Consider the following 13,606-nt stretch of genomic DNA (forward strand, 5'->3'; position numbering starts at 1 on the left):
TTAACATGTTTCTATGGAAACATTTTCTTGCGCTATTTATATAGGGCTTAATAGAACAAGGAAGGAAATACATACATGTATATAATAGATAAATAGAATGGAACATGTATAGAGACAAAGGAGAGAAAAGATGACGTGTCAAAAACAAGGGTTACAATTTAATAACGATAGAAAGAGGGACAGAAGATGAAAATGAAGCATGCTTTTGGTCCTATAATTTTAGCGTGTGTGCTTTTTTTCATTATCATTCTAATCCCATCGAAAAGTTTAGTATCGCTTATTAGTGATAAGAAGGTAGAAGATGCGGCAACTTCTTTACAAAAAGAGAAATTACAAAGTGTTTTCTTACAGCAAAAAATGTTAGAGAATTCACAGTATTTACCGATGTACGGTTCATCAGAATTTTTACGAATGGATGCATATCATCCGTCTAATTATTTCAAAGTAAATCCAGCTGGTTTTACACCGTTTTTAATTGGAACTGGTGGTACACAAAGTTTAGCTCATATTTTAAATATGACATCTACTATGGATGAATTAGAAGGTAAAAAAGTAGTGTTTGTTCTTTCACCACAATGGTTTACAAAGACTGGTGTATCACAAGGGGATTTCACTAATAATTTCTCCAAACAACAAGCATATCATTTTATTTTTAATGATGAGATAAATCCAGGAATGAAGAAGCAAATCGCGAAACGGCTATTAGATTATAAAGTTGTTCAAGAAGATGATATATTAAAAAATTCATTAGAAGGTATTGTATATAATGATACGAAACATAACATAAAAGCAGGTTTAGTTAAACCACTTGCTTATATGCATCGAAATATTTTAGATCATAGAGATTTATTTAACTCTTTATTTAAAATCGAACCGATGAAAGAGAAAACAAATATCGGACTTCGTTCAATTTCTTGGGAAGACGCACGTAAACACGCAGAACAAGAAGGGAAAGCAGAGTCTACTACAAATACATTCGGAATTGAAAATCCGTATTATCATAAGAATAATCTGAAGAAAAAACTAAAAGGTTTAAAAAACTTTAGAGCAAATGAAACATATGATGAATCACCAGAATACGATGATTTACAAATTATTTTAGATTTATTTAAAGAGAAAAATGTCAAACCACTCTTTATTTCTGTACCCGTAAATGGGCCTTGGTATGATTATACTGGCTTCCCGAAAGAACGCCGTGAAGTGTATTATAAAAAAGTTCGAGAACAGGTTGAGAAAGCAGGATATCCAGTAGTTGATTTCTCTGGTCATGAATATGATAAGTATTTCTTAAAAGATACGATTCATTTGGGCTGGAAAGGTTGGATTTATTTTGATGAAGCAGTGCATAAATTTAATTCTGAGAAATAAAGTATAGAAATCGGAATGGCTATGAGCCGTTCCGATTTTTTTAGTATAGAGGATTTTGGTGAGGACAATTTGGGAATGCATGTATATCTTGAATCTGTCTATAATCATAATGTTTCATTGCGAACTGGGCTTGATAAGGTATTCATACACATATAATTGACCATCATGAGCTGAACATAATACACCAGAAGTTCCTTGCCCATTTATGAAGGAAATACCGATAGGGCGTCCGATTAAGTATGGTATTTTTTGCTGCCAATGCATAGGGGAATCACTCCTTTTTGAGATAATATACGAAAGAAATGATTGAATGGTTGCTTATCCATGTAAATGTAGATGGAAAGGTGTTATATAATTCCTGAAGATTAATATAAATAAAAAACCGCTATAATTCTGAATTTATAGCGGCTTTTTTATATTCTTAAGCAAGATTTTTACGCTTTTTTGTCCATTTTTTTATAACGAAGTATAAAAGTATAAGTACGACGCCACCAATTGCGAATGATTTCACATACGGACCAGCAATATCGTTAATATTTTCCCAATTTTCACCTAGCTTTTCACCTAAATAAATGAAAATAATAGACCAAGGGATAATCGCAAGTGCTGTTAGTGTAGTGAAACGTAGTAAAGGCATTTTTGTAATACCAGCAGGAATTGAAATCGCATGACGCACTACTGGAATGAAGCGTGCTGTAAAAATGACACCAGTTCCGTAACGATTAAACCAATCTTCTGCAGCGTCTATTTGCTTTTTATGTATGAAAATATATTTTCCATAACGTTCTAATATAGGGCGTCCACCATATCGTCCAAGCCAATAAATAAAGATTTGGGCAATAACACCGCCAATTGTACCGAATACAACTGCGCCTATAAATGAGATACTTCCATTGAATACTAAGTATCCTGCATAAGCAAGGACAATTTCACTTGGGATAATCTCAATCATAAGTCCAAGCATAATGCCCCAATAACCTAATCCTTCAAAAAACGTTAATACTGAATGAATAAAACTACTTAACATTGTTGCACCTTCTAGTTTATGAATTTTTGATTATAAGAACCTTTTATTTAATTGCATAAAAGGTTCACCATATGTAGATTATACCTTATTTACATAGGGGATTGCTATTTCAATTCTTTTATGTCTCTCATAAGTATTATAGTAAAGTATATAAGCCACGTTTTCATGAAGGGTTAATGAAAAGATTATTAAAAATTTCTCATATATCAATGATAATAGACTGAAAATTAAGTATAATGATATAGGTCTTTCATTTACAAAAATAGGAGGAGAACGTATGTATATTACAGATCCGATTTATGGACCAATCTCTATTCGTGATAGAGATATCCTTCGATTGATAGATACAAAAGCATTTCAAAGGTTGGCGAATATTAAACAACAAGGACATACTTATTTTTTACATGAGAACGCAATACATACGAGGAAAGAACATTCGATAGGTGTATATGTGCTAGTAAATAAAGTGATAGAACATCTGACTGAGATTGGTGACATACATTTATCGAAATATGAACGAAAGCTAGTATCTACTGTAGCCCTTCTACATGATGTTGGACATGGGCCATATTCACATTGTTTTCAGCAAATATCGGGTGAAGATCATAGTGAGTGGACGGTACGAATCATTCAAGAGGACGAAGAAATACGTACGATTTTAAATCAAACACCTAGATTATTAGATGATGTAACGAAAGCTTTAACAGAAGATGGAGTTTTTCCAATTATAGATGAGCTCTTATTTAATTCATTAGGAATGGATCAATTAGATTTTTGGAATAGAGATTTATATTACTCGTCGCTTGAATTAGAAGGTTTACAGATAGAAGAATTGATTGCTAACATGCGTTTCATTGACGGTAAACTTGTTATTGAAGAATCGGGAATCCCCTTCATCGAACAATTAATGAAAATGAAAGAAGGGCTTTACAATAATGGATTTGGCCACCCGTTTGTGATAGGAAAAGACATATTGCTGCAAATAATTTTTAAAATGATAGAGGAGAAAAATCTTTCGTTCTATACTCCTGAACTTCAAAACTTCTTTCATAAAGGAGAGAAGTTAGAAGTAGAAGACTTTCTTCCGTTACAAGATGAAATGATTTTAAATGAAATACAGTGCTTTGCAAAACCAGATGATGTTGAAAGAGTATCTTTAATTCAACTTTATGTTTCACCAACTAAAAGTTTATCATTTCAAAAAGGAGTGGAGGGTGATTTTAAAAAGGAAAATAACAATTTAGCGATAATAACTGAGAAAAAGGCGTACAGTTCATATGCAGGTGGTATTTACGTCCATAGTGAGGGGCAGTTAGAGGACATTTTAGAGAAATCAAATTTCATTCAAGAGATAGTAAAATTGCCTAAAAAAGAATATGCCTACTCAATTTGATTTGGTTCGAAAATAAAAAATGAATGAGATGGAAACGTAAATTTAGAGGAGGGAATAAAATACATGAAACATAAAATTGCTGTACTGGCAGATGTACATGGAAATGCAACTGCTTTAAAAGCAGTTATCGAAGATTCTATGAAAGAAGGTGTGACTGATTATTGGTTTTTAGGAGATTTAATTATGCCTGGTCCTGGATCGAATGATTTATTTGAAATATTAGAAAGTATTAACGTTGATACTTATGTACAAGGAAACTGGGAAGATAGTTTTCTTGACGTTCTTAATAAAAATATTGATATTGATAACGTAACTGATATTTATGTTTCTAGATTAGTTCAGTATCAATGTGAAAACCTGGATGAAAACTATATTAAGCATGTTAAAAATTTACCATTACATATAACAAAACAGGTTAATGATTTATCAATCAGTATTAGTCATAATCTACAAAATAAAAATTATGGAGGAGATTTGTGGCCCACTAATAATCAGGAACAGTTTGATCGGCTATTTGATCGTGATTATGATATTGCGATTTACGCTCATACCCACCATCAATTGTTGCGCTATAGTAGCAATGATCAATTAATTATTAACCCAGGAACAGTTGGACAACCTTTTTACAAGTGGAATAAGCTAAACTCTGACTTGCGTGCTCAGTATGCAATTCTTGAAATTGATGAGGCAGGGATTACTGATGTGAGGTTTAAAAAGGTTTTTTACGATGTAGAAAAGGAATATAAAAATGCCATGAATAAAAATCTTCCTTACATTGATTTATATCGTGAGCTGTTAGAGACAGGAAAAACTCATACGCATGATATTGAATTATTACAAGAAATTAATGACAAATATAATTATAAAGATGAAGTAATTAAGTTTATCGAGAAAATCAGATAGGAATTTAATGGAAATAAATGAACGTTGTTGAATGTTAGGTTAGTAATGATTTTTACATAATCAAGAGCTATTGTAGAATGAAACTTAGATGAAAAATGATTTTTGTATTTTATATTGATTGAAAACAAGCATCCCCCTGTCCTACGTATATGACAGGGGGATGCTTGTTTTTTTTACGGCTTCACATCTAAGTTCTGTAAAAATAAAGTTGCTGTTACGTAACGCTTTGCTAACATTTGTACATAAGCGGTATGTACAGAAAGGGTCGCAATAATAATAGCGTTACGAATTGCTTCGCGTTGTTCGTTATTAATTTGATCGAACTTGCTTGCGATTTTATCAGCTTTTTCTTTTACGATGTTTTCAATTGTATGAACGGTATCTGTTGCATTTAATTGTAAGCAATTCCCTTGATTGAGTTCTTCAAATAGAGAAGAGTATGCTACATATAAATGAACAGGATTGATTAAATCATCACTTCGATCAGCTGGGTCATTTACAATAAGGCGTAATAGCTTACGAATGGATTCAAAATCAAGTGCTGTTTTTAAATCTTCGACAATAAATAGTAAGGCTGCTTGTTCAATTGAATATTTTTTTCCTTTTTGAGGAGAGCCAATCATTTCTTTTATATCTCGTTTCACCCAGTTTTGCATAGCAGTTACAGAGAAACTTGTGTTTTCAATCTGATTGCCAAGCGCAACTATTTCATTTAAAGAAAAACCGACATCAGTATCGTCAATTTTAATCAGCTTTTCAAAAATAGGTGAAAGTGCGGTAGTAATAAAAGCTGTAACGCTTTGTCCGCTTTCAATATCTTTTTTATGTGACTTTGCCCAAGCTTCTTGTAAAATACCGAGAGGCTTTTTCGTATTCCATCCTCTTAGTGATAGAAGAAGGGTAGCCATTTCGTTTCGTGTGAGATGAAATGTTTCCATCTTTTCACCTCCAAAATAATAAAAAGTTCTTATGAACTTATAATATGTTTTGTTTCATTTAAAGTCAATTCTGTTTTGCTTAATTTTTCCTTTGTGACCAAACTGTTGAAAGTAAATAATACTTGCATATTTCGACAAAAGTTCATATAATAAGTTCATAAGAACTTTTAAAATGTTCTTAAAAACAAATCTATCATTCTGAATTTACTAGAAAGATAGATTTCACATATATCTATATAAAAGGAGAATGGATATAATATGTTGAAAAAACTTGTAGCAGTAATGACAGCATTCATGGTTATCTTTGGGGCTAGCAGCTTTATGTTCGTAGATCATGCAGCAGCGAAAAGTTACAAATCTGGTAAAAAATCATTTACACCAAGTTCAGGTCAAAAGTCAAAAGTTGATTTAAACAAAAAAGACTCAAATGTAAATTCTCAAAAAACGACTCCAGATTCAAAAACGAAAGCAACAAACACGGCACCAAAAAGTAATAAAGGAAGCTTTATGAAAGGTTTATTACTAGGTGGTCTTGGTGGTTTACTAATGGGTAGCTTATTTGCAAATATGGGAGCTCTTGGTTCTGTATTAGCATTTATGGTAAATATGTTAGTAATGGCTGGTATCGTAATGTTAGCAGTTCGTGCATTTAAATACTTCAAAGACCAACGTAAGAAGAAGGCAGATGAAGTAGCATGGAAACAATAAAAATTTCTGAACAAGAGCTTATAAATGCGCTTTGTATATATATCGCTGAAAAAAGACAAGTGGGTCCAGAAGAAGTATTAGTTGAACTCATGTATGATGACGACTACGGTTTCTCTGCGGAAGTAGAGGTAAATGGTCGCCAGCAAATTTTAATTCAAGCAAACTTAATCGAAGCTTTACGCTTATTGCTTGACAGAGAATATAATGTCAATCCATTCGCAGCGAGATTACAACTTGAATTAGATGATGAAGAAGGCATTTACGCATTAGCGAAATTTAATAACTCAGATGAGTAGAGAAGAGAGCTGTTGAGAATAATCTCAGCAGCTCTTTTTAGTATGTGCATATGTAGATGAGTAATCACGCCAAATTTCATTCATCTTTCGTCTACCGATATCTACCATCGGATTAAACTGAATTGCAGATTTCTGACGAACAAAGTGAACGTTTTGAATGGCGTGAGATAATTGTTGGTCGACTATATCACGTTTTTTGCTTGCATATTTAGCAATAGATAGACCTGCAACTGTTCCTTGCGCCATCGCAATTTTTCCGCTTTCAATGCCTGTAATATTGCCAGCTACAAATAAACCAGGAAGAGGAGTTTCCATTGTTTCGGAATGGAGAGGAACGTGTCCACCTAATTCTGAAATGTAATGGAAGGGACAACCAGCTACAGCTGCAAGTTCGGCAAGTGGGTATAATCCCCCGGCAATACAAACAAAATCTGCTTCATATATTTTCTCTGATCCATTAATAACATTTCCTTTAGAGTCAATATTAGCAACACGTACACCTTCAACTTGATCTGTTCCGATAATTTCAAGAGCTGCTTTCCGAAGGTGAAGTGGCGTTCCGTTTATTTTCATTCCGCTGTTTGGATAGAATGTTAATCCAGCTTTTCGAACCCAATCATATTTCATAAAGTGGCTACCTATTCGCAAAATAGCAGAAGGAGCGAGATGTGCTGCATTTAAAAGAGAGTTTAAAACTTCTTCAGGTTCACCAGCTTTTTGACTTAACTCGCTTTTCTCAGGGAGTACAATATGATCCACTGTAATTCCCGCTAATTGCAATTCACTTAAAATGGCGAAAGACAAAATGTTAGCACCAATAATAATTCCTTTTTTTCCAACTTGCACGCGATGAACATTTGTCATAACTTGAGCTGCTCCAATTGACATCACTCCTGGAAGTGTCCAGCCAGGAAGGGGAATAGAATATTCCGCAGCTCCAGTAGCAAGTAGTACGAAAGGCGCTTCTAACGTACCGATATTAGTATGTACAAACCAATTGTTTTCATCTCTATCTAAATTATAGACCGAAACACCGCACCTGATATGTACTGAAAGTGATTCTGCTTCTTCATGAAGTCGCTTCGATTCTTTTATTCCGTTCCACCATTCTCCAGTAGGCTCTTGATGCAACTGTCCTAACAATCTCCCGCCCGGCTTCATAAATTCATCAATAACGAGCACTTTTAGTCCGAAACGAGCACAAGAAATAGAAGCAGATAATCCCGCTGGCCCTGCGCCAATAATAATTACATCACTCATCGTTTTTTCACCATCTCTCTCACGATATTCGGATGCTGTTTCCTGCTTTCAACAACCATGTTTTCTTCTACAACAGTTAAGCATGCGCGTACATTTGTTTGATTATTTACTGTCATGCGGCATTCGGAACAGTGTCCGATATTACAATAAATACCTCGCGGTGTTCCGCTATCTTCATGAACTCTTAATGTCCTAATCCCATTTGCTAACAGGGCAGCAGCTATCGTTTCATGTTCATATGCTCCGTATTGATGACCGTTAAATTGAAAGGTAATACGCTCACTACTTTGTAAAGTACCTAAAATAGGGTGATGTGTAATTCTACTCATTTACTTTCACCTACCGATCCAAAAGTAACTGCACGTATTGGTGGTTGATATTTTAACGGTAGTTCATTAAGAGTTACGTCAGGATTCGCATTTTCAATCATTCGATCTATCATTATTCTGCATGTGCGACCACCGCAAAATCCCATGCCAGCACGTGTTCTTAGTTTTAATTCTCTTGCCGAGCAGTTATATTCAGCAATTGTCGATTGAAGTTGCCCATATGTAACCTCTTCACAACGACAAACGATTAAGTTGTTTTTATTTGTCATGTGTATTCCTCCTCTAGTTCGGTTTTCACAAATTATATATGCAAAAATCATGCCAATATAGAGGAGGGAGAGAGGGCTACCTGTAAACGCCTGATCGGTGCATACTGATTCTTTATTGAAGTCCAAGTTTCTTTAAACGGTTATATAAAGTAGCCCTTGTTACACCAAGTTGTTTTGCGCATTCTAATTTATTCCCATTTAAAATTCGTAAAGCCCTTTCAATAACTTTTTTCTCATGCTCATCCATCTCTTCTTGTAAAGAAAGGATTGTATTATTGTTGCTGAGTAATAGGGAATGGGCTGTATGGTTGTCTAAAGTTTCAGTCGTATGAAATGGTAAATATTCTTGTTTTATAATTCCGTCTGTTGCGAATACCACAAGCCGTTCAACAACGTTTCGAAGTTCGCGAATATTACCTGGCCAATTGTAATGAAGCAGTTCATGCATAATGCTTGAAGGTAAGTCACGAATTGGTCTGTTATAGTTGATTGAAAAATCGTTTAAGAAAGAATAGGTTAATTCAATAATATCCTCGCGTCTTTCGCGCAGCGGTGGAATCTGCAAGCTAACTACATTTAAGCGGTAATATAAATCTTCTCGGAAAGTTCCTTTTCTCATTTCTTCTTGTAAATCACGATTTGTAGCAGCGATAATACGGAAATCAATATTAATTTCTTTTTCACCACCAACTCGGTAATACTTTCGCTCTTGCAGTACACGTAACAGTTTTACTTGCATATCAAGTGGCATTTCACCTATTTCATCAAGAAATAAAGTACCGCCTTGCGCGAGTTCAATTTTACCTTTTTTTCCTTTACTATTTGCTCCAGAAAACGCCCCACGCTCGTAACCGAATAATTCACTTTCAAATAATGCTTCTGGAATTGCCCCGCAGTTAATCGAAATGAAAGGCGCCTTCGCTGCTTCACTTGCTTCATGAATTGCTTTCGCAAATACTTCTTTTCCAACTCCGCTTTCCCCAAGTATTAAAACAGTTGATTTCACCGAACAAACTTTTCTAGCTAATTGTATCGTTCTTTGTATAACAGGACTTTTTCCATTCATCGCAAGGAATGGATCGGATTCATCTTTATACTTTGCCACTTCTTGTTCTAAACGGTGCATTTCATGTGACATATTAAATAGTTTTTCATTTAAAGCGACTTGATTTGTAACATCTGTTTCTGAAACGACTGCTCCTATAATTTCATCATTACAATAAACTGGATTTGAATTAATTAATACGAATAAATCGGGGCGAGGCTGATGGAACTGAGCGACTATGCTTTTTCCATCATGTAAAGATTGTAAAATTTCCAAGTCTTTATAATCAAAAAAACGAGTAATCGGTTGCCCAATAATCTCATTATGGTTGACTGAAAATATTTTTTCAGCACCATCTGTCCAAGTTCGAACGCATTCTTTACTATCAATTACTGTAACAGAAGAGTCAGTTGTTTGTATTACAGTGTCATAAAATGACTGTAGTTCATTGTAGGACTTATAAAGAAATGGAATCATTTGCTGAGAAGTTATACAGCATATCGGCTCATCGTTTTCGTTAAGGATGATAACAGCTAATTCATAAGAAAAAGCGTCAATTAATGCAGTGAATGAGTCATCTACATAAATAATTGCGCAATTATATTCTTCTGTAGTAGAAGGGAGGTAATAAAACCTTTCGTTTATTTTCTTAATGCGATCAAGGCTACATGTATGATTGATTAAAACGCTTTCCAAAAATTCTTGTATAGTCGGAAATGAGAATTCCATAATGTCCTCCTGTTATGTATAAAAATTTTGACAGTGATAAAAAAATAATACACCTATTTACTATGAATTTAAAATATTTTTACAAATAAAAATATTTTTTATAAAAATTGTATATGTACAGAATTGGCACGTCAATTGCATAAAAAGAAAGTGAGAGGGCTAGGAAAGGAGGAGTATATTGTGAGGCACTGCGACGTTTTAATTATAGGTGGTGGAATAATAGGGTGTTCTATCGCTTATTACACTTCAAAATACGGAAGAGACGTAACAATCATTGAAAAAGGGGAATTTGTCAGCGGGACGTCTTCACGGTGTGATGGGAATATTTTGGCCATTGATAAAGACCCGGGATTTGATAGTCAAATGTCTTTAGTAAGTCAAAAATTAGTAACTGATTTAAGTGAAGAATTAGAGCATTCATTTGAATATAGGGCACCAGGAAGTATTCTCGTATGTGAGTCAGACGAAGAGATGGAAGCTGCGCAGCAATGGGTAAATCGGCAAAAAGAAGCTGGATTACCGTTTCGAATGCTTGATAGGCAAGATATAAGGGAAGAGTCGCCTTTTTTTGCTGATGATTTATTAGGCGGTTTAGAATGTGCGACGGATTCAACTGTGAATCCATATCTCCTTGCTTTCTCGCTTCTGTCAGAGGCACAAAAGTTTGGCGCAAAAGCTTTTAAGCAGACGGAAGTAAAGAGTATGGAAATAGAGACGGATGGTTCATTTGTTGTAGAAACTACGAATGGAACTTTTACAGCAAAACAAGTTGTAAATGCAGCCGGTGTGTGGGCTCCTAAGATTGGTCAGATGTTAAATATAAATATACCAATTGAACCGAGAAAAGGGCATATTATTGTAGCTTCAAGGCAACAACACGTAGGATGCCGTAAAGTAATGGAATTCGGTTATTTAATTTCTAAATTTGGCGGAAAACGAAAAGTGGATGCTTTAACTGAAAAATACGGGGTTGCGCTCGTATTTGAGCCTACTGAAAGTCAAAATTTCTTAATTGGTAGTAGTCGTGAATTTGTAGGATTTCATACGAGGATAAATAATGAAGTCATTAAATGTATCGCAAATAGAGCAATTCGCTTTTATCCGAAAATGGCAGATATGATGGTAATTCGTTCTTACGCTGGTTTACGTCCGTGGACAGAAGATCATTTACCGATTATTTCACGAGTGGAACATATTCCGAATTATTTCATTGCCGCTGGACATGAAGGTGATGGGATTAGTCTTGCAGCAGTTACTGGAAAAGTAATTGAAGAGTTATTAAATGAAAAAGAGACAATTATTCCTATTGAACCACTTCGTTTGAGTCGTTTTACAGAAAGGGTGTTAAACGGATGAGGTCACAAAGAGTCTTTACGACGATTGATACACACACAGGTGGGAATCCAACGAGGACATTAATTAGTGGACTTCCAAAGTTGATTGGAGAGACGATGGCAGAGAAGATGTTACATATGAAAAAGGAGTATGATTGGATTCGAAAATTGTTAATGAATGAACCGCGTGGTCATGATGTAATGTCAGGAGCATTATTAACAGACCCATGTCATCCTGAGGCTGATATAGGTGTTATATACATAGAGACAGGTGGATATTTACCGATGTGTGGTCACGATACAATCGGTGTATGTACAGCGTTAGTTGAATCAGGTTTAATTCCGGTAGTTGAACCGATTACTTCTTTAAAACTAGATACACCGGCTGGCTTAGTTGAAGTAGATATTGCTGTTCAAGATGGAAAAGCAAAAGAAGTATCTTTCTGTAACATACCAGCTTTTTTATTGAAAAATATTACTGTACAAGTGAAAGACATTGGGACTATAGAGGCTGATATTGCGTATGGAGGGAATTTTTATGCCATTATTGATGCGAAATCAGTAGATCTAGAATTAGTACCAGAAAATGCATCTACAATCATCGATAAGGCGATTCATATAAGAAACACAATTAATGAGAAGTTTGAAATCACTCATCCAGAGTATTCGTTTATAAGAGGATTAACACATGTTGAATTTTATACAGATCCTACTCATGAATGTGCGCATGTGAAAAATACAGTTGTTGTACCACCAGGCGGAATAGATCGATCTCCATGCGGTACAGGAACATCTGCGAAGCTAGCTGTATTATACGCTCAGAAAGAAATCGAAATTGGTGAAGAGTTCATTCATGAGAGTATCGTTGGTTCTTTATTTAAAGGATATGTCATGAATACGACACATGTTGAAAATATTGAAGCTGTCATAACGAAAATTACGGGATCAGCTTGGCTTATGGGTATGCATAGATTTTTTTACAATGAAATGGATCCACTTAAAGAAGGATTTTTGCTAATTCCGCCGATGGAACATGAAACGGAGGATATAAAATGAACATTCAAAAAATGTATACAGCAGTAGACGTACATGTAAATGGCGAGGCATTTCGTGTAATGAAAGACGTACCATGCAAATACTACTACAGTTTGGAGCAATTAAATGAACAATTTTCAGGTGAATTAGCAGAAGAGATGAAGCTTTTATTAAATGAACCACGTGGTTTTATCGGTTTGAATGGGTGTATTGTCGTTCCATCTATCTATAACGAAGTGGATGCAGCTGTATTATTTTTTAATCATGAAGGTTCGGTTCCGCTTCATTATGGAGGCATTGTTGCAGTAATAACGATGTTACTCGAAAGTGGGTATTTAAAAAAGAGAGAGTCCAATCAATACAAAATTGAAACGTTATCTGGAATATTTTTAGTTCATGCGTATGTAGAGAATGATGAAGTTATATCGGTTTCGTTTGAAAGCAAACTATGCTATATGATTGAGGAAAATTTACAGGTTGGTAATGTAAGTTATTCTCTCATACAAGCAGATAAAGTATATGCAGTTGTAGAGAAAGGTGCGTATTCGCCAGAAATTCGCATGGAAAACATTTCTGAATTGAAAAGATGGGGAGAAGCTACACTACAGACTATACAAAAACAGTCGCTAATAAAAAGGCTTATTTTAGTAGATCCTTCGCAAAAAGAAAAGAACCATATAAAATCGATTACATTTCATGAAGATAACTTTATCGTACATTCGCCAGGTTTTGTTTCTACTATTGTTTCCTATGTTCATGCGTTATTTAAAAATGATTATATAGCGGATAAACCTTTTAAAAATGAAAGTATATTTAATAGTTTTATAACTGTGGAGAAAGTGAAGAAGGAGGAACTAGGATACATTTTCCGTTTTGAAAGTAGAGGGTTTATTACAGGGATGCAGACGTTTCTATTAGACCCTACGGATCCGTTTCCGGCAGGTTTCTTATTAAAATAAAATGTGATAAGGA

Annotated in this window: 14 protein-coding genes and 1 pseudogene; 8 read left to right on the forward strand and 7 right to left on the reverse strand. The window is 34.7% G+C overall.

Annotation, left to right across the window (positions count from 1 at the left end; genetic code table 11):
- Positions 1 to 186 precede the first annotated feature (186 nt).
- Complete coding sequence (dltD, locus tag B9A45_RS15340) at positions 187 to 1,368, forward strand: D-alanyl-lipoteichoic acid biosynthesis protein DltD (RefSeq protein WP_000782304.1); 1,182 nt, start codon at positions 187 to 189, stop codon at positions 1,366 to 1,368.
- Between the two features lie 40 nt (positions 1,369 to 1,408).
- Here the strand turns inward: dltD and B9A45_RS15345 are convergent.
- Both B9A45_RS15345 and B9A45_RS15350 read right to left on the reverse strand, forming a co-directional pair.
- A pseudogene (locus tag B9A45_RS15345) lies at positions 1,409 to 1,632 on the reverse strand (hypothetical protein).
- Between the two features lie 157 nt (positions 1,633 to 1,789).
- Complete coding sequence (locus B9A45_RS15350) at positions 1,790 to 2,395, reverse strand: undecaprenyl phosphate transporter UptA (RefSeq protein WP_000952913.1); 606 nt, start codon at positions 2,393 to 2,395, stop codon at positions 1,790 to 1,792.
- Between the two features lie 277 nt (positions 2,396 to 2,672).
- Between B9A45_RS15350 and B9A45_RS15355 the strand changes: the two genes are divergently transcribed.
- Positions 2,673 to 3,788, forward strand: a complete 1,116-nt coding sequence (locus B9A45_RS15355; RefSeq protein ID WP_084064220.1) for an HD domain-containing protein — start codon at positions 2,673 to 2,675, stop codon at positions 3,786 to 3,788.
- A gap of 63 nt (positions 3,789 to 3,851) precedes the next feature.
- Positions 3,852 to 4,691: a metallophosphoesterase family protein gene (locus B9A45_RS15360; protein WP_084064221.1), complete on the forward strand. Its 840-nt coding sequence runs from the start codon at positions 3,852 to 3,854 to the stop codon at positions 4,689 to 4,691.
- Between the two features lie 173 nt (positions 4,692 to 4,864).
- Here the strand turns inward: B9A45_RS15360 and B9A45_RS15365 are convergent, their stop codons facing one another.
- Positions 4,865 to 5,629 carry a DUF1836 domain-containing protein gene (locus B9A45_RS15365; RefSeq protein WP_000447231.1) on the reverse strand — a complete coding sequence of 255 codons (765 nt, stop codon included), beginning with the start codon at positions 5,627 to 5,629 and terminating at the stop codon, positions 4,865 to 4,867.
- 258 nt (positions 5,630 to 5,887) lie between these two features.
- Here B9A45_RS15365 and B9A45_RS15370 point away from each other — a divergent pair, with 258 nt between their 5' ends.
- Positions 5,888 to 6,337: a hypothetical protein gene (locus B9A45_RS15370; protein WP_000914478.1), complete on the forward strand. Its 450-nt coding sequence runs from the start codon at positions 5,888 to 5,890 to the stop codon at positions 6,335 to 6,337.
- Positions 6,325 to 6,633 carry a YxcD family protein gene (locus B9A45_RS15375; protein ID WP_000447747.1) on the forward strand — a complete coding sequence of 103 codons (309 nt, stop codon included), beginning with the start codon at positions 6,325 to 6,327 and terminating at the stop codon, positions 6,631 to 6,633. Before B9A45_RS15370 ends, B9A45_RS15375 begins: the two co-directional genes overlap by 13 nt.
- A gap of 24 nt (positions 6,634 to 6,657) precedes the next feature.
- Here B9A45_RS15375 and B9A45_RS15380 read toward each other — a convergent pair whose 3' ends face one another.
- From B9A45_RS15380 to B9A45_RS15395, 4 genes are all read right to left on the reverse strand, one after another.
- The gene (locus B9A45_RS15380) at positions 6,658 to 7,893 is read right to left on the reverse strand and encodes an NAD(P)/FAD-dependent oxidoreductase (protein ID WP_001286106.1); all 1,236 of its coding nucleotides are present in this window, start codon (positions 7,891 to 7,893) and stop codon (positions 6,658 to 6,660) included.
- Positions 7,890 to 8,222 carry a (2Fe-2S)-binding protein gene (locus tag B9A45_RS15385; protein WP_084064222.1) on the reverse strand — a complete coding sequence of 111 codons (333 nt, stop codon included), beginning with the start codon at positions 8,220 to 8,222 and terminating at the stop codon, positions 7,890 to 7,892. Before B9A45_RS15385 ends, B9A45_RS15380 begins: the two co-directional genes overlap by 4 nt.
- On the reverse strand, positions 8,219 to 8,491 hold the full coding sequence (locus B9A45_RS15390; RefSeq protein WP_000182619.1) for a (2Fe-2S)-binding protein: 273 nt from the start codon (positions 8,489 to 8,491) through the stop codon (positions 8,219 to 8,221). Before B9A45_RS15390 ends, B9A45_RS15385 begins: the two co-directional genes overlap by 4 nt.
- A 112-nt stretch (positions 8,492 to 8,603) precedes the next feature.
- Positions 8,604 to 10,265 (reverse strand): sigma-54 interaction domain-containing protein, encoded by a 1,662-nt coding sequence (locus tag B9A45_RS15395; protein ID WP_000395824.1) that lies wholly within the window; start codon positions 10,263 to 10,265, stop codon positions 8,604 to 8,606.
- Between the two features lie 180 nt (positions 10,266 to 10,445).
- Between B9A45_RS15395 and B9A45_RS15400 the strand changes: the two genes are divergently transcribed.
- From B9A45_RS15400 to B9A45_RS15410, 3 genes are read left to right on the forward strand one after another with little or no spacing between them, the layout of a single operon-like run.
- Entirely contained in the window at positions 10,446 to 11,621 is a 1,176-nt protein-coding gene (locus B9A45_RS15400; RefSeq protein ID WP_084064223.1) for an NAD(P)/FAD-dependent oxidoreductase, read from the forward strand.
- Positions 11,618 to 12,655 (forward strand): proline racemase family protein, encoded by a 1,038-nt coding sequence (locus B9A45_RS15405; protein WP_001257540.1) that lies wholly within the window; start codon positions 11,618 to 11,620, stop codon positions 12,653 to 12,655. The genes B9A45_RS15400 and B9A45_RS15405 overlap by 4 nt, the downstream gene beginning before the upstream one ends.
- A complete protein-coding gene (locus tag B9A45_RS15410) occupies positions 12,652 to 13,593 on the forward strand; it encodes a proline racemase family protein (RefSeq protein WP_084064224.1) in 942 nt (313 codons plus the stop codon). Before B9A45_RS15405 ends, B9A45_RS15410 begins: the two co-directional genes overlap by 4 nt.
- Positions 13,594 to 13,606: the final 13 nt, after the last annotated feature.

Origin of the sequence: Bacillus sp. JKS001846, assembly GCF_900176455.1 — a bacterium.
GTDB lineage: Bacteria > Bacillota > Bacilli > Bacillales > Bacillaceae_G > Bacillus_A > Bacillus_A cereus.